We start from the raw sequence: 18,233 nt of genomic DNA, 5'->3' as shown, positions 1-18,233 counted from the left end.
AGCTTGTCACAAATATATAACCGATCCAAAAAGGGAGACGGAGATGCGCCCCCTCGTGCTTGCCGCTTTGGTATCTGGCCTGCTCATGGCGGGCGCCTCTGTTGCCAGAGCCGAATCGACCGGCACGTTTCGCCATGCCCATAATGTGGGGTTTGGCGCGCACTCAAGCCTTGATCCGGCCTCCAAGGGTCGGGTGCTTCAGATCATCGAGAAGATCCAGAGCCGCCTTGTGCGCCCCGGACGCGGCGGCAAACCCGCGCCCGATCTGGCGATGCGGTGGGAACCGGATGCGACCGGCACGATCTGGACCTTTCATTTGCGCGACAATGTGCGCTTTCACGACGGCAGCGCATTTGATGCCGGTGATGTGGTCTATTCCCTCAGGCGCGTGATCGACCCCGATTACGGCAGCCCTGCGCGCGCCGCCGTCAAGATGATCAAAACCGTCGAGGCGCTTGATCCGCTGACCGTACGGATGACGCTGGCCTCGACCTTTGCCGACCTGCCGCTGCAACTGATGGACCCACGCCTGCGCATCATTCCCGAAGGCTCAGGCAAAACCGTGGGGCAAACCGGCGTTGGCACCGGGCCGTTTCGGGTTGAAAAGTTTGACCCAGACGGCATCACCGTTCTCACCGCCAATGAGGATTATTGGGAAGGCCCGCCCGCGCTTGCCCGGATCGAAGTGATCGGCGTCCCCGATGCACAGGCCCGCCTTCAGGCGTTTCTGAGCGGACAGCTTGACATGGAGCGCGGCATCGTGCCGATCCTGCGCCGCGCGCTTGATCAATCCCTTCGCTATCAATTGCTTGAAATCCCGACAGGCAACTGGATGGGATTGATATTTCGCACCGATGTGGCGCCGTTTGACGATGTGCGGGTGCGCCGCGCGATGCGGCTGAGCGTGGATCGCGACGAAATCCTCAAACTGGCACTTGATGGTGGCGGGGTGGTGTCCTGCGACACGCCGGTGGCCCCCAATGATCAATACCGCGCCGATATGACCTGTCCGCGCGACATTGATCGCGCCCGCGCCCTCTTGGCCGAGGCAGGCTATCCCGACGGGATCGACATCAAGGTCTATGTTTCCTCGCTCGATCAATCCTGGCCGCTGATCGGGGTCACGTTTCAGCACCAGGCCGCCGCCGCCGGTATTCGCGTCACGCTGGTGAATGCCGCGGCTGATGGCTATTGGTCGAATGTCTGGATGAAAAAGGACGCCTTCACCACAAGCTGGGGCGATCGCCCCGCCGATCAGGCGCTCAACGAGGCGTTTCATTCCACCGCCAAATGGAACGAAAGCCATTACCACAACGCCGAGTTTGACGCGCTTCTGGCCAGGGCCCGCGCCGAGCTTGATTTTGGCAAACGCCGCGCGCTTTACGTGGCCGCGCAAGAGAAACTGCGCGAAACCTCGGGCTCCTTGATCCCGTTTCATGTGACCCAGCTTGTCGTGCTCTCGAACCGCGTCACCCATTTTGATCCGGTGCCCAACGACGCCCTGAGATGGCACCTTGTCAGCGTGGAGTAACGGATCAGCCGCCTAGTAGGTGCCCGCCACATATTTCGCAATCGCCCCGCCACGCGAATTGACGTCAAGCTTTTGATAGATCGCCTTGAGGTAATATTTGATGGTGTTTTCCGACAGGCCAAGCCGGGCGGAAATCTGAAAATTCGTCAGCCCATCCACCAGAAGCCCGAGAATTTCATGCTCTCGCCGGGTCAGCACATCGGTCTGCTCGCCGCTCAGCCGCTTGAGAACCTCGATCGGCAGGATGCTGTGCCCCTCGATCAGATGGCCCAGAATGCGCGGCAGGCTGGTCAGGATCTGATCCATCATGCAAATTCCATGCGCCCCCGCCTTGATCGCACTGCGGATAAAGGCGAACTCGCTTTCTTCGGCCACCACCACCACCATCGCCCGCGCGTAATCGCGCCGCAGCATGTCAAGCGCGCGCGCGAGATCGGCATCGGCAAGGCGCACCCCAAGCACCACGATCACCGGACCGGGACGCTCTGACAGGGCCTTGCGCAGGCTCGCCATATCGGTGGCAAAGGGGCCAAGGCGCACCTCGGGGATCTGCGCCACAAGCGAGCCAAGCCCCTGACAGACAATCAATTGTCGGTCGGCGACGATCACGTCAGGGGGTGTTTGATCGGTGTCACTCATGAGGGTTTTAAGCACGTTCCGGTAAGGGTCTGACATCTGGATTGCGACAGAAAGGCATCGGAACCCGATGAAATCAAACAAAAAATCGGCATGCAACCGCATGCCGGGGGCGTCACCTGCGGGTAGGGCGCCCTACCCGCAAGGGGCACCTGCCCCTCTAAGGGTCGCGCTTTTCCATGCGCGTGGGGATACCCCGGTGGCGCCATCCGGGGCGATACTGGGTGCAATCAGAGGAGGACACCCCATGAACGGCAACCCGCATCTTTTCATCCCCGGCCCCACCAATGTGCCCGACGTCATCCGGCGCGCCATGAACATCCCGATGGAGGATATGCGCGCGCCGGATTTCGCGGATTTCGTGACCCCGCTCTTGAGCGATCTCAAACAGGTGTTCCGTCAGGCCGGCGGGCGGGTATTCATCTATCCGACCTCGGGCACCGGCGCCTGGGAGGCAGCGATCACCAACACGCTGAACACCGGCGACCGGGTTCTTATGTCGCGCTTTGGCCAGTTTTCGATGCTTTGGGTCGATATGGCCGAGCGGCTTGGGCTTGAGGTGGACCTTTGCGAGGTCGAGTGGGGCAAGGGCGTGCCGCTTGAGGACTATGCCGCGCGCCTTGCCGCCGACAAGGACCACAAGATCAAGGCGGTCTTTGCCACCCAGAATGAAACCGCGACCGGCGTGACCTCGGATATCGCGGGCATTCGCGCGGCCCTTGATGCCACCGGCCACCCTGCCCTGTTGTTTGTCGATGGCGTAAGTTCGATCGCGTCGATCGAGTTTGAGATGGAAAAATGGGGCGTCGATCTTGCGGTCGCCGGCTCGCAGAAGGGCTTCATGCTGCCCGCAGGGCTTGGCATTCTGGCAGTCAGTGACAAGGCGCTTGCCGCGCATGAAGATGCCAGCATGGCGCGCTGTTACTTCAGCTTTTCGGACATGATCAAGCTCAACGATACCGGCTATTTCCCCTATACCCCCGCGACCCAGCTTTTGCGCGGGCTTCGGGTGTCGGTCGACATGCTGCTTGAGGCGGGTATGGAAAGCGTCTGGGATCGCCACAATCGCCTTGCCGCCGGCGTGCGTCGCGCGGTCGAGCAATGGCAGGGCTGTCGCCTTGTGGCGCAGGGGTCTGAATGGCACTCCGATACCGTGTCGGCGATCTATACCCCCGAGGGCGTGGATGCGCGCCATGTGATCGAAACCGCCTACCACAAATACCAGACCTCGCTTGGTTCAGGCCTTGCGCAACTGGCCGGTCGCGCGTTTCGGATCGGGCATCTTGGCTCGCTCAACCCGGTGATGCTCTGCGGGGCGCTGTCGGCGGCGGAAATGGCGCTTGTCGATGTCGGCGTCGCGATCGAACCCGGCGCCGGGGTTGCCGCCGCACAGGAGCATTTCCGCGCCACCACCCCACCGGTTCAACACTCAATCGCCAAGGCCCGCGCAGCGTAAGCGCCGAAAAGGACAGATAAAATGAGCTACACCCTGCACCCGCTGAAAAAGCAACGACTGCAACGCTCTGAACTGGCCGTGCCCGGCTCGAACCCGACGATGATCGAAAAGGCCGCCGAGTCGGACGTCGATTACATCTTTCTCGACCTCGAAGATGCGGTCGCCCCGCCCGACAAGGTTCAGGCGCGCTCGAACATCATTCAGGCGCTCAACGATATCGACTGGAAGGCCAAGGGCAAAACCATGTCGATCCGCATCAACGGCCTTGATACGCATTATATGTATCGCGACGTGGTCGAGATCCTGGAACAGGCCGGCCAGCATCTTGACACGATCCTTGTGCCCAAGGTCGGCGTGCCGGGCGATCTTTACGCGGTCGAAACCACGGTCAGTCAGATCGAGACAGCCATGGGGTTTACCCACAAGATCGGGCTTGAGGCGCTGATTGAAACCGCGCTTGGCATGGCCAATGTCGAGGCGATTGCCGCCACGCCGGGCCGCCTCGAGGCGCTGCACTTTGGCGTCGCCGATTACGCCGCCTCGAACCGGGCGCGCACTGTGGTGATTGGCGGGCTCAACCCCGATTATCCTGGCGATCAGTGGCATTTTGCTCTGAGCCGGATGACCGTGGCCTGTCGCGCCTTTGGCCTGCGCGCCATCGATGGCCCGTTCGGCGATTTCAACGATCCCGACGGCTATACCCTGTCGGCAAAACGCGCCGCCGCTTTGGGGATCGAGGGCAAATGGGCAATTCACCCCAGCCAGATCGCCCTTGCCAATGAGGTGTTCTCGCCCCCCGAGGCCGAGGTCACCCGCGCGCAGCGCATCATCCAAGAGCTCAAGAAAGCGGCCGCCGAGGGCCGTGGCGCCGCGAGCCTTGATGGCAAGATGATCGACGCCGCCAGCGAACGCATGGCCCGCAACGTGCTTACGGTGGCCGATGCCATCGTCGCGCAGGGATAGGGAGGACAGAACATGGACATTCACGAATATCAGGCCAAGGATCTGCTCAAACGGTTCGGCGTCAACGTGCCGCGCGGCGGCATTGCCTATAGCCCCGAACAGGCGGTTTACCGCGCCAGTGAGTTGTCGGGGGATAGATGGGTGGTCAAGGCCCAGATTCATTCCGGCGCACGCGGCAAGGCGGGCGGCGTGCGGATCTGCGCCGATGAAAGAGAGATCAGCGAGGCCGCGCAATGGATGCTTGGGCGCATGCTTGTCACCCATCAGACCGGCCCGCAAGGCAAGCTGGTCAGCCGCCTTTATGTCGAAGAGGCCACCAGCATTGCCCAGGAGATTTATCTCGGCTTTGTTCTGGACCGCAAGGAAGAGCGCGTCGTCGTGGTCGCCTCGGCGCAGGGCGGCATGGAGATCGAGGATATTTCGGCCAATGAACCCGAGTCGATCATCCGCTCCGTGGTTGATCCCGCCGTCGGCATGCAGGCCTTTCAGGCCCGCGAGATCGCCTTTTCGCTCGGGCTTGACCCGGCGCTCATCCCGCAGGCGGTCAAGACGATCACCGGCTGTTATCGCGCCATGGCCGAGCTTGACGCCAATATGGTCGAGATCAACCCGCTTGTGGTGACCCAGAGCGGCGAGATCATGGCGCTTGATGCCAAGATGTCGTTTGATGACAACGCGCTTTACCGGCGGCCCGAAATTTCCGAACTGCGCGACAAAAGCCAGGAGGATCCGCGCGAAACCTACGCCGAGGATCGCGGGCTTGCCTATATCGGGCTCGACGGTGAAATCGGCTGTATCGTCAATGGCGCGGGCCTTGCGATGGCGACACTCGACATGATCAAGATGGCCGGTGGCGAGCCTGCGAACTTTCTTGACGTGGGCGGTGGCGCCTCGCCCGAGCGGGTCTTGATGTCGTTCAAGGCGGTGCTGAATGACCGCAACGTCGAGGCGATTCTCGTCAACATATTTGCCGGTATCAACCGCTGCGACTGGATCGCCGAGGGCGTCATTCGCGCTTACCGCGAACTGGACCTGAGCATGCCGCTGGTGGTGCGCCTGTCGGGCACGAATGTCGATGAGGGCCGCAGGATCATCAAGGAAAGCGGCCTTCCAATCATCACTGCCGAAACCCTCGTCGATGCCGCAAACCTGGTGGTAAACGCTTGGAAAGAAACGAAACCTGCACAACAAGGGGCTGCTTGATGTCCATTCTCATTGATAAATCGACCCGCGTCTTGGTGACCGGCCTGACCGGGCGCATCGGCAGCTTTCACACCCAGGACATGATCGTCCATGGCACCAATGTGGTGGGTGGCGTGACCCCCGGCAAGGGCGGAACCAAGCATAACGGCTTGGCCGTTTTCAACACGATCAAGGGCGCCGTGGCCGAAACCGGCGCAGATCTTGTAATCTGTTTCGTCCCACCGCCTTTTGCCGCCGATTCCATCATGGAGGCGGCCGATGCGGGGATCACAACCTGTATTTGCATCGCCGATGGCATCCCCGCGCAAGACATGATCCAGGTGAAGCGCTATATGCGCCGCTACAAGGCGGAAAAGCGCATGCGCCTGATCGGTCCCAACTGTGCCGGGATCATTACCCCCGGTGAGGCCTTTGCCGGGCTGATGCCGCCCTCGATCTATCTGCCGGGGCGCATTGGCATTGTCGGACGCTCGGGCACGCTTGGCTATGAGGCCGCCAGCCAGATGAAAGAACGCGGCATCGGGGTCTCGACCTCGGTCGGGATTGGCGGCGATCCGATCAACGGGTCAAGCTTTCGCGACGTGCTTGAGCTGTTTGAAAACGACCCCGACACCGACGCCGTGGTCATGGTCGGCGAAATCGGCGGCCCGCAAGAGGCCGAAGCCGCCGCCTATATCCGCGATCACATGACCAAGCCGGTCGCGGCCTATGTGGCCGGCCTTTCGGCCCCCAAGGGGCGGCGCATGGGGCATGCGGGCGCAATCGTGTCGGCCTTTGGCGAATCAGCCCAGGAAAAGGTCGAAATCCTGTCGCAGGCGGGCGTGACAATCGTGCCGACGCCCTCGTCCTTTGGCGGCGTGGTCGAGAAAATGGTCGCCTGAGGCGATGCCAGAGATCCTGCGCGCGCGGCCCCAAAGCGCGCGCGCAGGACAGGGCCGCCCAATTGTCGCCACATTTCCGCCGCATCAGAGCCGCGAAATCATGCTTTCCTACCGGGTACATCAAGCGCAGGCCCGGCGCGCCCGGACCTTGCCAATCAAAAAAAGCAAGCCGAGGAGCAGACCCATGGCACAGGCAAAACCACCCAAAAGCGAGGCAAAACCGCCCGATCCCAAGCCCTCTTCCCCGAAGGATACAGCGCCCAAACCGGCGCAGGTTTTTGACGATTTTGCCAGCATTTAGGCAAAGCACACACACGAAAAAACCGCACCCTATGAATAGGATGCGGCATAAACTTAAAGTCTTGCTTTAGGTTTTAACCGACCAGTTCGAGGCCCGAGAAGAAATACGCGATTTCCTTGGCTGCGGTCTCGGCGGCATCAGAGCCGTGAACCGAATTTTCGCCAACCGACTCGGCAAAATCGGCGCGCACGGTGCCGGGGGCTGCGTCGGCGGGGTTGGTGGCGCCCATCACTTCGCGGTTTTTGGCAATTGCGCCTTCGCCTTGCAGAACCTGAACCACAACCGGGCCAGATGCCATGAAATCGCACAATTCGCCGTAAAACGGGCGCTCTTTGTGGACTTCGTAGAAAACGCCGGCCTGTGCCGGGGTCAGCTGGATGCGCTTTTGTGCGACGATGCGCAGGCCGGCATCTTCGAACTTGGCATTGATCTTGCCGGTCAGGTTGCGTTTGGTTGCGTCGGGTTTGATGATGCTCAGCGTGCGTTCAACAGCCATTTCAGCCTCTTTTCAGTTAAAATCATCGATCAGGCCCCTTGCCCGACCGCTTTTGATCGCGGCCCCGATACCACGCGGACCACGTCTTGAAAAGCCGCGATTGACGCGGGCGCGCGCATGCGGCATGCGGGGGCCATGTTGCGTATAAACGATATTTCATATTCCGTCGCCGGACGCGTGCTGATTGATCACACGTCGGTCACCATTCCCGATGGCCACAAGGTGGGCATAGTCGGGCGCAATGGCACCGGCAAGACCACGCTGTTTCGTCTGATCCGGGGCGAGCTTGCGCTTGAGAGCGGCGAGATCAGCCTGCCGTCGCGCGCGCGCATCGGCGGCGTCGCCCAGGAGGTGCCGGGAAACGAGGTCTCGCTGATTGATACCGTTCTGGCGGCTGACACGGAACGTGCTGAATTGCTTGCGGAATCCCAGACCGCCACCGCGGCCGGGCGGATTTCCGACATTCAGACCCGGCTTGCCGATATCGACGCCTGGTCGGCCGAGGGGCGCGCCTCCAGCATCCTCAAGGGGCTTGGTTTCACCGATGCCGAACAACGCATGCCCTGCTCTGCCTTTTCCGGCGGCTGGCGGATGCGCGTGGCGCTTGCCGGGGTGTTGTTTGCGCAACCTGACCTGTTGCTGCTTGATGAGCCGACCAACTATCTAGACCTTGAAGGTGCACTCTGGCTCGAAAGTTATCTGGGCCGCTATCCTCATACGGTGTTGATCGTAAGCCATGATCGCGAATTGTTGAATCGCGCCGTCGGCTCGATCCTGCATCTCGAAGACAAAAAGCTGACGCTCTATCAAGGCGGCTACGAAACCTTCGCCGAAACCCGCGCCGCACGCCTTGCGGCGGCCGAATCCGAAGCCCGTAAACAGGATGCAAGGCGCGCCCATCTGCAAAGCTTTGTCGATCGGTTCCGCGCCAAGGCCAGCAAGGCCGTGCAGGCGCAATCGCGCCTCAAGATGATCGCCAAGCTCAAGCCGATCACGACACCGCAAGAGGCCGCCCTCAAGCGCTTCACTTTCCCCGAACCCGAGGAACTCTCGCCCCCCATCATCCGGGTTGAGAACGGCGTTGTCGGCTATGATGGCAAGCCGGTCTTGTCGCGCCTTGACCTGCGGATCGACCAAGACGACCGGATCGCCCTTCTGGGCCGAAACGGTGAGGGAAAATCAACTCTTTCCAAGCTCTTATCGGGCAGACTTGATCTTATGCAAGGGCGGATCACCAAGGCCTCGAAACTGCGCGTTGGCTTTTTCGCCCAGCATCAGGTGGACGAGTTGCACATTGATGAAACCCCGATTGATCACATCCGCCGCATGCGCCCCACCGAAACCCCGGCGCGGCTTCGCGCGCGCCTCGGCGGGTTTGGCATTGGTGCCGAACAGGCCGAAACCCTTGTCGGGCGCCTGTCGGGCGGGCAAAAGGCGCGACTGTCGTTGATGCTGGCGACGCTTGATGCGCCGCATATGCTTATCCTCGATGAGCCGACCAACCACCTTGACATCGAATCACGCGAGGCCCTGGTCGAGGCTCTGACCACCTATTCCGGCGCGGTCATTCTGGTGAGCCACGACATGCACCTGCTGAGCCTTGTGGCGGATCGGCTCTGGCTTGTGAAGGACGGCGATGTCGCGCCCTACGATGGTGATTTGCAAAGCTATCGTGCGATGTTGCTCAGCAGTGACAAGCCCGCCAAAGCCGCCAAGACGGCAGAAAACACCAAGCCCGCCAAGGTTAAAAAGCCGTCGCGCGATGCCATTCTTGCGTTAAAGAAAGACGCGAAGAAGTGCGAGCAACGCATTGAAAAACTTTCAGAAATGAAAACTCGCGTTGCAGAGAAGTTGGCCGACCCGGCGATTTACGACGACATTCACGGGCTGAAAGAATGGCAAAAGAAATTTGCCGAAATTGAACAGGCCCTAACCCTTGCCGAAACTCTCTGGATGGAATCGCTTGAACGCCTCGAAGTGGCCGAAGGCTAGGCAGGAAATCCGCAGGGTGCGTCCCGCATCAAACCACGCTAAGGTCATACGATGGACACCGCTTTTCTGATCACCGCCTTTGTCACGCTTTTCGTGATCATCGACCCGATTGGCATGACGCCGCTGTTCGTGGCGCTGACCCAGGGCATGAGCGCGCAAAAGCGGCGTGCGATTGCGGTGCGGGCCTGTGTCACCTCGGCGCTGCTGCTGGTGATGTTTGCCGCCTTTGGCGAGGCTGTGCTTGGGTTCATTGGCATTTCCATGCCCGCCTTTCGGATCGCGGGGGGGATTTTGCTCTTTCTCACCGCGCTTGAGATGCTGTTTGAAAAACGCACCAAACGGCGCGCGGATCAGGCCGAAGAGGCCGAAGAAGATGACAGCCATGACCCCTCGATTTTTCCGATCGCCATTCCGCTGATTGCCGGGCCCGGCTCGATTGCCACCGTGATCCTTCTGGCCGGGCAAAAGCCGGGGATCGAGGGGCTGGCCTGGGTCATCGGGGTGATGCTGTCGGTGGTCCTTCTGGTGTTTTTGATGTTCCTGATGTCGGGCCTGTTGGAGCGCGCGCTTGGTCGGGTCGGCACCAATGTGGTGACCCGGCTTTTGGGGATGCTGCTGGCGGCTCTCGCGGTGCAATTCGTGCTCGACGGGTTGCGCGGCTTTGGGTTGGCCGGTTGATCTTACAAATCCGCAGGATGCGACCTATATCAGGCTGATGGAAAATTTCGATTACGCACGGCTGACCTATCTGGTGATCCTCGCGGCGGCGGTGCTGTTCTGGTTCGTGGCGCAAAACCGCGCCTCGCTTGGCAAGCTGGTGCAACAGGCGCTGATCTGGGGGTTGATCTTTCTGGGTGCGATTGCCGTTGTCGGGCTTTGGGATGACATCCGCCAGACCGTTCGCCCGATGCAGACCACTGCGTCGGATGGACGGATCGAGCTGCCGCGCGCGCCCGATGGGCATTATTACCTGACCGCCGATATCAACGGCAAGGCGGTGCGCTTTGTCGTCGATACCGGCGCCTCGCAGGTGGTTCTTAGCCATGCCGACGCCGAAAAGGTCGGGATTGATACAAGCAAGCTTGCCTATCTGGGGCGCGCCTATACCGCCAATGGCATGGTGCGCACGGCGCCGGTGCGCCTTGAGAGTGTCGCGGTTGGCGGGGTGCGCCACAGTGACGTGCGCGCCGTGGTCAATGAGGGCGATATGGAGCAATCGCTTTTGGGCATGAGCTATCTTCAGCTTTATTCAAGCATCGAGATCACCGGCGGCACGCTTGTTCTCACGCGTTAACCCGCCTCGGACCCACCCGGCATGCGCCGCGCCAACGCACAAAATTGCTCAAGACCAACGGTTTCGGCGCGATCAGTGGGCTTGATCCCTGCCGCGATCAGGCGATCCTCAAGGTCAGGCGCACTGCCCTTCAAAGCGGCGCGCAGCATCTTGCGGCGTTGATTAAAGGCGCGCGCCACGACCCATTCAAGGATCTTGGGATCGGCCGGATAGCGCGGCTCGGGCAAGGCCTCGACATGTACCACCGCGCTCGACACCTTGGGCGGCGGGGTAAAGGCCTCGGGCGGCAGGCCAAGCACGATGCGCGGGCGCGCGCGCCATTGCGCCAAAAGCGCAAGACGGCCATAGGCCTTGCTGCCCGGTGTGGCGACAATTCGCTCGGCCACTTCGCGCTGAAACATCAGGGTCAGGCTTTGCCAGAATGGCGGCCAGTCCTTTGGCGTCAGCCAGCGAATCAAAAGCTCTGTGCCGACATTATAGGGCAGATTGGCCACCACCCGGATTGGCGGCGTCAGGTATTGCAGCGGGTCAAGATCAAGCGCGTCGGCATTGATCACCTGCAACCGCCCCGGCATCGCATCAGAAATGTCCTGCAACGCGGGCATACAGCGGGCGTCTTTTTCAATCGCCAGAACCCGGCGCGCGCCCTCCGCCAAAAGCCCACGGGTCAACCCGCCGGGGCCGGGGCCGATTTCAAGCACATCGCATTCGCTAAGATCGCCCGCCAGCCGCGCGATCCGCGCGGTCAGGTTCAAATCGAGGATAAAGTTCTGTCCCAAAGATTTGCGCGCCGAGAGGCCATGCGTGGCAATAACCTGAGACAGGGGCGGAAGGCTGTCAATCGTGCTCATGCCCGGCGCGCGGCCCCCATGCCATGGGCCATCTTGAGGGCCTCGATCAAGGAGGTGGGGTTGGCGGTGCCCTGCCCTGCGATATCAAGCGCAGTGCCATGATCGGGCGAGGTGCGCACGAACGGCAGGCCAAGCGTGACATTGACGCCGCGATCAAAATCCAACGTCTTGATCGGGATTAGCGCCTGATCGTGATACATCGCAATCGCCGCGTCATAGCCCGCGCGCGCCGCCGCGTGAAACATCGTATCCGCCGACATCGGCCCGCGCAGATCGTACCCTTCGGCGCGCAGGCGGTCCAGAACGGGGGTGATCACGGTGATTTCCTCTAGGCCCATCTTGCCGCCTTCGCCCGCATGCGGATTAAGCCCGGCAATGGCAAGGCGCGGGTGCGCCACCGCGAAATCGCGGATAAGCGCGGCGTGGGTAATGCGGATCGTGTCCTCCAACAGCGCGGGTGTCAGGGCGCCGGGCACCTCCGACAGAGGGATATGAATGGTCGTCGGCACCACCCGAAGCGCCTCGCTGGCGAGCATCATCACGACCTTTGCGCCCCCCGCAAGAGCGGCGAGATATTCGGTATGACCAGGATAGGCAAAGCCCGCCCCGTCCTGAAGCGCCTGTTTGTGAATGGGTGCCGTGCAAAGCGCAAGCGCCTGCCCGGTTTGCGCAAGATCGACACCGCGCGCGATCACCTCGATCACGCCCCGCGCATGGGCCGGATTGGGCGTGCCGGGGGTCAGGGGCCCGTCAAACGCATGGCGCAGCACCGGAAGGCCGCGCGCCGCCGCCAGGTTGGTCTCGGACGGGTCGCTGATCTCGATCACCGGCGTGTCATGCGGCAGATGGGCAGGATCACCGATCAGGAAAAACGGCAGATCCGCTCCAAGAAGGCCCCAAGCTTTGGCCGCGATTTCGGGGCCGATACCGGCAGGTTCGCCACAGCTCAGGGCGACAGCAAGGCTCATTTCTCGACGATCCGCGCCTCGGCGCGCAGTTGTTCCAGATAGCTGTTGGCGAAGGATTCAATCCGGCGGTTGCGGATGAAGTTGCTCAGATCATCGACCGAAGGCTGTTCCCCGTCAAGTTTCGGCGAGCGCCCGCAGAGCATCAGAAACACCAACGTCTGACCATTGGCCCGCGTCAGGCTGGTCGAGACCTCGCCGGGATCAAGCTGGGCCAGTTGCACGGCGATATCAGAGGGGATTTCGTCAGGTGCGCGGCTGCCGCGTTCAAGAACCTCGGGCGGCTGGCCCTGGGCCACTCCGTAAAGATCATCGCAGACATCAACCTCTGCCCGCACGCGGGCGGCTTGCGCCAATGCCTGTTCGCTGCGCCCGCCGGGAATGTAATAGGCGGCGTACTCGATGGCGGAATATTCCGGCGTGGCAACGGATGTTTCCTCGATATCGCGCAACAGGAACAAGGCCACGGCCCCCTCGATCGGCAAAGGATCCGACACATCGCCCGGCGCCAACCCAAGGATCACCTGCCGAAGCCCCCCCGGCAAACCGGAAAGCTCGACCCAATCCATACGCCCGCCGCGTCCGGCAGAGGCGGAGGCAGAATGCTGACGCGCCTGAGCGGCAAATGCGGCCTCGCCCTCTGACTGGGCAATGCGCCCGGCAAGCGCCTGTACGCTTTCCGCCTGCCCCGGATCGGCCACCGGTAGAATGATCTCAGACAGCAGGACCCGCACACTTGAGCCACCGGTCAGGGCAAGCGTGGCGCGCTCAATATCTTCCTCGCTGACCGAGACCCGGCTGGCAAAGCGGGCCCGCGTCAGCTCGCGCCAGGTGATCCCGGCCCGAACAAAGGCGCGAAACGAGGGTTCAGACACCCCTGCCCGCGTCAGTTCACTCACGAACTGTTCAGCCTCCATATTGGCGCGGCCTGCGAACTCGGCCATGCCGGCATTGATTGCCTCATCATCAATGACCACGCCATTGGCCCGCGCCGCATCTAGTTTGATACGTTCCTCGATCAATTGCTCACGCGCCAGTTTTGCCGGATCGCCCGGCGCCCGAAACAATGTCATCATGCGCGCGCGCTGTTGCAGCTCATAGCGCGTGATCGCCTGATCATTGACACGGATCACCGGCTCAAACAGGTTTTGCGCTTGTGCGGGCGCCAAACCAAGCCCACCCGTCACAGCAACAAGAGCGGGAATGGCCAGGGCGGCAAGGGTTTGGCGGAATTTCGATATCATACTGCTTATTTCCTGCATGTCCGAGTAAAGCTTTGATCGCGCGTCGCGGCCGAAAAGCCCCGTAGCCCCACGGTAAAGCTGAAACTGGTGTCGGGTTCAAGGATAGTCGATGAGGTAAAGCGGCGCGAGGCCGAAAGCGTCACATCCACGCATTCATTGGAATACGTCACGCCAACGCCTGCGCGCACGCTGCGATCAGCGGCCACATCATAGCGCCAGTCGGCGCTGCCGGTCCAATGGCGGGCAAAGCGGTAGCTTCCGTCAATTGACCATTCCGACACGGCCTCATTGCGGTCTTCGCCCGGATCGCTGGCCAGCCAGATATAGGTGGCGCCGATGTTGGTCTTGTCATTACGCCAACTTGCGCGTGCCTCGGCCTTTGGGACATCAAAGACGCTGTCAAACAGGCTGCGCCCGGTCACGGTCAAGCCATTGTCGTTCCGAAACTGTGCGGCAATCAATAGATCAGAGGTACGATCGCGCAGGCCAGAGGATTTGGTAAAGGATGGCGTGATCCCATCCGCTTCACGCAGCCGTTCGTCACGCACCACCTGCCCCAGGGCAAGAGAGCCCTGCCAGCCGCTCGGGGCAATCCGGGTCCAGCTTGCGCCATACGCAGCGCTAAAGCCGCGCTCGCGCCGGTCGGGGGCGGTAAAGCGCGACACATTGAAGAGATTGCCCTCGTCAAAGTCGACGGCGGTGCTTTCCTCAAGCGGAATATCGGGGTTCGAGCCGCCCGACCACGCCAGTTGTGCGACCGGTTCAACCACATGGGTCACGCCATTCCGGCTTGCGTTTATCAGCGGCCAACGCAATTGCACCGCAACCGTCGGAGTCAGCTCGGTCGCATCCGACACGCTGGTCGTCCCCGCCTGAGCGATCTGAAAGTGATCCACGGCCAAACCGGTCTGAACAGATGCAAGCACACCCGACGCCAGCACCCAGTTGCGCCGCCAGTCAAGTGCTGTGGTCAGGCGCGTGACATCGCGCCCATCGGAAAACCGATCAAAGTCAGCCCCGTCCGTGGTAAGGTCAGACGACCGGTAAGAGCTTTGCGCCTCGGCCGAAAACCGCAACTCGCCGCCCAGGCGACGGGGAAAGAAGCGCCGCTCATAATCGCCATTGCCAACAATCGACGGCAGGGTCGCCTTTTTTTCATCGACCCGCAGCGAACGGAAATGCGTGAGTGCGACGCGCATATATTCGTCTCGCCGCGCGCGTTCGAGAGAGATATCGCTTTGAAGCCGGTCCTTGTCGGAAAAGCCGTGATCGAGCAGAAATGTATCATCGCTGACCACCTCGATATTGAAACGCAGCACAAAATCCTTTTCAAGGTCGAACCGGCCTTCGCCAAAAAGATAGCCGCGGGTCTTGCGCGGGTTGAAATCGTCATCCGCCACCGCCCCGTTGAACTCGATCGTGCCGCGCCGGAACGCCTGACGATACCGCAGGTCAAGACGGCGTGAATCGGTCGCCCAGAACGGCGCCACCGTCAAATCGCGGTGATCGCCCAGCACAACGAAATAGGGCACGCTGACCCCCGTCCCCAACAGCGACGAATTTTCAATGGAAGGCGTCAGAAACCCCGAGGCGCGCTCGACCGTCGGGTCGGGAAGGCGCAGGCGTGGCAGGTAAAAGACCGGAAAATCCAGCACCCTAAACTGGGCATTGTGAAAATAAAGCTGGCGTTCATCGGCATCATGCACCATCCGCTCTGCGCGGATTTGCCAGAGCGGCGGGCGCCCGGTTTCGCAGACCCGGCAAGAGGTTACGGCAGCCTTGTAAAGCTGCGTCACGCGGCCATCGACCCGGCGCATTTCATGGGCCGCCAGCTGAAGCTGATCCTCCATTACGATCCGCGCCCCGAACAACAGACCGTTTTGCATGTCGCGGTCAAGCTCGGCACTATCACCAAGAACAACCGTATTGCCCGCCTCGGTCAGGGTCAGCGGCCCGGTGATCAGCAAGCTGTCGGTCGCGCGGTCATAGGTGATCTCGCGCGCCGTCAGGCGGCGGCCCTGATAGAGCGCCTCGACATTACCGGTTGCGATCAGTTGATCATCGGCGGTCACGCGCACATCATCCGCAACCAGAACTGCGGGCAAAGGCTCTGCTTCTTGTGCCGAAACCGCCGTCACGCCGAGCGCCGCAACCAGGCCGATCAAGATGAAAAGTCGCGAAATCAGGGTCATCCGTCCTCCAGATGCAACAAAATGCCGGTCGCCAGCAAAAGCGCGGCCACAGGCGGCGCCCAGGCGGCCAGAAGGATCGGGATCTGGCCGTTTTCACCGAGAATCAGTGCAAAATTGCGAACATAGTGCAATCCAAATCCCATAAGCACTGCCGCCAGCACCGACAAGCCGGTATTGCGGCCACGTGCATGGCCCATGGTGAAGGCCGCTGAACTCAGCACCAATGCCACCAGAAACAGCGGGCTGGCCAATTGGGTCTGAAACCAGATCGCATAACGCCGCGCCGAAAACCCGGCCTGTTCTAGCTGGGCGATAAACCTGGGCAACTCCCAGATCGGGACATAGACCGGCTTGCCAAAGCTGTCGATGATCCGGTCGCGGGTCAGCTCTGAAGGGAACGACAGGCTGGCAAGCTGTTTTGCGGTGGCCTCGGAGTTGACGCCTTTCGAGAGATCCCAGATCTTGACGTCGCTCAACGCCCAGTCCCCGTTTCCAAGATGCGCGGTCGCGGCGCTGATGCGGCGCAACGGCTGGCCGTCGGGGGCGAAATCCACGAAATTCGGTTCATAGAGAATGGCCAGATCAGAGCTGGCGCGCGCGGCAAAAATCACCGTCTGGCCGGTTTCCCCGCCCTGACGCAGCCAAAGCCCCTCACTGGCGATGGCCAAGATAGCAGAGCCGCGACCATCCAGGGTGTTGACCAGATCGTGATAGCGCTTTGCCGTGGCCGCGACGATCGGATTGCCAATTGCCAGCCCCAAAAGGCCGATGCAAAGCGCCACCACGGCCGGCGCCACAAGCCCGCGCATCGCCGAACGCCCCGAGGCGCGCAGCACAACCAGTTCCGAACTGCGCGACATCCGCAGGAAAAGCGCGGCCGAGGCCAGAACCATCACCAACGGCAAAATTTCGTAATTTGCCTCGGGCATCCTGAGCGCGACCACCCCGAGCACCCTGACAAACGGCAGGTGCGGGTAATCATTCAGCTCGTCCACCAGATCAATCAACGCCATCAGGACAGCCAGCACGACCGCCACGCCCAAAACGCTCCAGAAAAAGCGGCGCGCGATATAATAGTGCAGGATCATGCCGGCGCCCCCGCACGCGACCAATGCGCAAAGAGTCGTCGGAACACCCCCGGTCGCGAGGCGATAAAGATAAGCGCCAGCGACACCAGCGCGCCCAAAAGGGTTGGCAGATAGAGGATCGGCCAGAGCGCGCCATTGGCAAGAACCGGCCCCACGACCATGCCCTCGACGACCTTCACAATCACCAAAAGCGCAAAGGCCAGCAGGATCTGGCGCCAGACGCCGAACCGGCTAAAGCCGCCGACAAGCAAAGCCGAAAACCCCATCATCGCGGCAATCAGCCCAAGCAGCGCGCGGGTAAAGCGGCCATGCAGCTCGGACATCACGATGCCATAGGTGGTGTCGGTACGTTCCACCACCTGATGCGGATGCATCAAAAGCTCGGGCGTGGTGAGATAGGAAACCCGGTTCAGATTGAGCGCGGAACTGCTTATCAATGCGCTGATATCATATGAAAAATCATCGAAATGCGTGGTAAAAAGGCGGCTGCCCGGCTGGCGCAGGATCTGGGCAAGCCCGGCCACCATCACCAACCTGACACCGCCGCCTTCCTGCACAAGGTAAGCCTTGGCCGAGGTATAGGTGATCGGGCTTTCCGGACGGCGGCGATCAGACAGAAACACATCCTTGAGCTCGCCCAGGGGGGTGACGTCACGAATATAAAGGGTGACACCCGGCGCAGGATGCAGAAATTCGCCCTCGCTCAGCAGTTTCGCGGAAATATTGCGCGACACTTCATGCTGGCGCAGGCGCAGCTGGGTCAGGCTTGTCGGAATGAGAAAATGCGACAGCAATGACATCAGTACCGTGATGATCAGACCGAACATGATCGCCGGGCGCAACAGGCGCAGCGGCGAATACCCCGTGGCCTGCATCACTGTGAGCTCGCTTTCGGTAGTCATGCGATTGACCACATGAACCGTGGCCGCAAAAGCCGCAATCGGCAGGACAACGCCGATCACACCCGGCAGAGTCAGTGCCGTGAATTCCAGAAAAACCCAGGCGGGCTGGCCATCCGCGATCAGCCGGTCAAACATGCGCACGGCCTTGTTGATCCAGAAGATGGACACCAGAACAAGCGCAAAGAAACCGAACAACACCATGAATTGCGACAGCATGTATCTGTCGAATCTGGTCAAA

16 protein-coding genes are annotated in these 18,233 nt (G+C 61.2%); 8 read left to right on the top strand and 8 right to left on the bottom strand.

The genetic code is table 11. The features are described from left to right. The first annotated feature begins 43 nt into the window (after nt 1-43). Nucleotides 44-1,531 (top strand): ABC transporter substrate-binding protein, encoded by a 1,488-nt coding sequence (locus BMZ91_RS03930; RefSeq protein WP_092834962.1) that lies wholly within the window; start codon nt 44-46, stop codon nt 1,529-1,531. A 12-nt stretch (nt 1,532-1,543) separates the two neighbouring features. On the opposite strand, the gene BMZ91_RS03925 is transcribed toward BMZ91_RS03930, so the two are convergent. Next, nucleotides 1,544-2,170 carry a helix-turn-helix transcriptional regulator gene (locus tag BMZ91_RS03925; protein WP_092835129.1) on the bottom strand — a complete coding sequence of 209 codons (627 nt, stop codon included), beginning with the start codon at nt 2,168-2,170 and terminating at the stop codon, nt 1,544-1,546. 244 nt (nt 2,171-2,414) lie between these two features. Between BMZ91_RS03925 and BMZ91_RS03920 the strand changes: the two genes are divergently transcribed. From BMZ91_RS03920 to sucD, 4 genes are read left to right on the top strand one after another with little or no spacing between them, the layout of a single operon-like run. Further along, nucleotides 2,415-3,623 (top strand): pyridoxal-phosphate-dependent aminotransferase family protein, encoded by a 1,209-nt coding sequence (locus tag BMZ91_RS03920; protein WP_092834960.1) that lies wholly within the window; start codon nt 2,415-2,417, stop codon nt 3,621-3,623. Between the two features lie 21 nt (nt 3,624-3,644). Continuing rightward, nucleotides 3,645-4,586, top strand: coding sequence for an HpcH/HpaI aldolase/citrate lyase family protein (locus BMZ91_RS03915; RefSeq protein WP_092834958.1), 942 nt, complete (start codon nt 3,645-3,647; stop codon nt 4,584-4,586). A 12-nt stretch (nt 4,587-4,598) separates the two neighbouring features. After that, a complete protein-coding gene (locus tag BMZ91_RS03910; protein WP_092834956.1) occupies nt 4,599-5,789 on the top strand; it encodes a malate--CoA ligase subunit beta in 1,191 nt (396 codons plus the stop codon). Further along, nucleotides 5,789-6,670, top strand: coding sequence for a succinate--CoA ligase subunit alpha (gene sucD / locus BMZ91_RS03905; RefSeq protein ID WP_092834954.1), 882 nt, complete (start codon nt 5,789-5,791; stop codon nt 6,668-6,670). The genes BMZ91_RS03910 and sucD overlap by 1 nt, the downstream gene beginning before the upstream one ends. A gap of 374 nt (nt 6,671-7,044) precedes the next feature. Here the strand turns inward: sucD and ndk are convergent, their stop codons facing one another. Continuing rightward, entirely contained in the window at nt 7,045-7,467 is a 423-nt protein-coding gene (gene ndk / locus BMZ91_RS03895) for a nucleoside-diphosphate kinase (protein ID WP_092834950.1), read from the bottom strand. A gap of 135 nt (nt 7,468-7,602) precedes the next feature. Here ndk and BMZ91_RS03890 point away from each other — a divergent pair, with 135 nt between their 5' ends. Genes BMZ91_RS03890 through BMZ91_RS03880 form a run of 3 tightly spaced genes read left to right on the top strand, consistent with a single transcriptional unit; the run spans nt 7,603 to nt 10,753 of the window. Further along, complete coding sequence (locus tag BMZ91_RS03890; protein WP_092834948.1) at nt 7,603-9,459, top strand: ABC-F family ATP-binding cassette domain-containing protein; 1,857 nt, start codon at nt 7,603-7,605, stop codon at nt 9,457-9,459. A gap of 51 nt (nt 9,460-9,510) precedes the next feature. Beyond that, nucleotides 9,511-10,137 carry a MarC family protein gene (locus tag BMZ91_RS03885; protein WP_092834946.1) on the top strand — a complete coding sequence of 209 codons (627 nt, stop codon included), beginning with the start codon at nt 9,511-9,513 and terminating at the stop codon, nt 10,135-10,137. Between the two features lie 37 nt (nt 10,138-10,174). Then, entirely contained in the window at nt 10,175-10,753 is a 579-nt protein-coding gene (locus BMZ91_RS03880; protein ID WP_092835127.1) for a retropepsin-like aspartic protease family protein, read from the top strand. Here the strand turns inward: BMZ91_RS03880 and rsmA are convergent. From rsmA to lptF, 6 genes are read right to left on the bottom strand one after another with little or no spacing between them, the layout of a single operon-like run. Then, nucleotides 10,750-11,604 carry a 16S rRNA (adenine(1518)-N(6)/adenine(1519)-N(6))-dimethyltransferase RsmA gene (gene rsmA, locus BMZ91_RS03875; RefSeq protein WP_092834944.1) on the bottom strand — a complete coding sequence of 285 codons (855 nt, stop codon included), beginning with the start codon at nt 11,602-11,604 and terminating at the stop codon, nt 10,750-10,752. The two genes, BMZ91_RS03880 and rsmA, sit on opposite strands and share 4 nt — an antisense overlap. After that, on the bottom strand, nt 11,601-12,572 hold the full coding sequence (pdxA, locus tag BMZ91_RS03870; protein WP_092834942.1) for a 4-hydroxythreonine-4-phosphate dehydrogenase PdxA: 972 nt from the start codon (nt 12,570-12,572) through the stop codon (nt 11,601-11,603). Before pdxA ends, rsmA begins: the two co-directional genes overlap by 4 nt. Continuing rightward, entirely contained in the window at nt 12,569-13,813 is a 1,245-nt protein-coding gene (locus BMZ91_RS03865) for a peptidylprolyl isomerase (protein ID WP_245736198.1), read from the bottom strand. The genes pdxA and BMZ91_RS03865 overlap by 4 nt, the downstream gene beginning before the upstream one ends. A gap of 5 nt (nt 13,814-13,818) precedes the next feature. Beyond that, on the bottom strand, nt 13,819-16,005 hold the full coding sequence (locus BMZ91_RS03860; RefSeq protein ID WP_092834938.1) for an LPS-assembly protein LptD: 2,187 nt from the start codon (nt 16,003-16,005) through the stop codon (nt 13,819-13,821). Further along, the gene (lptG, locus tag BMZ91_RS03855; protein WP_092834936.1) at nt 16,002-17,093 is read right to left on the bottom strand and encodes an LPS export ABC transporter permease LptG; all 1,092 of its coding nucleotides are present in this window, start codon (nt 17,091-17,093) and stop codon (nt 16,002-16,004) included. Before lptG ends, BMZ91_RS03860 begins: the two co-directional genes overlap by 4 nt. Next, nucleotides 17,090-18,232, bottom strand: a complete 1,143-nt coding sequence (gene lptF / locus BMZ91_RS03850) for an LPS export ABC transporter permease LptF (protein WP_425441537.1) — start codon at nt 18,230-18,232, stop codon at nt 17,090-17,092. The genes lptG and lptF overlap by 4 nt, the downstream gene beginning before the upstream one ends. Nucleotide 18,233 lies beyond the last annotated feature (1 nt).

Source organism: Roseovarius lutimaris, assembly GCF_900115165.1.
Lineage (GTDB): Bacteria > Pseudomonadota > Alphaproteobacteria > Rhodobacterales > Rhodobacteraceae > Roseovarius > Roseovarius lutimaris.
This window is presented reverse-complemented; position numbering and strand designations above follow the sequence as displayed.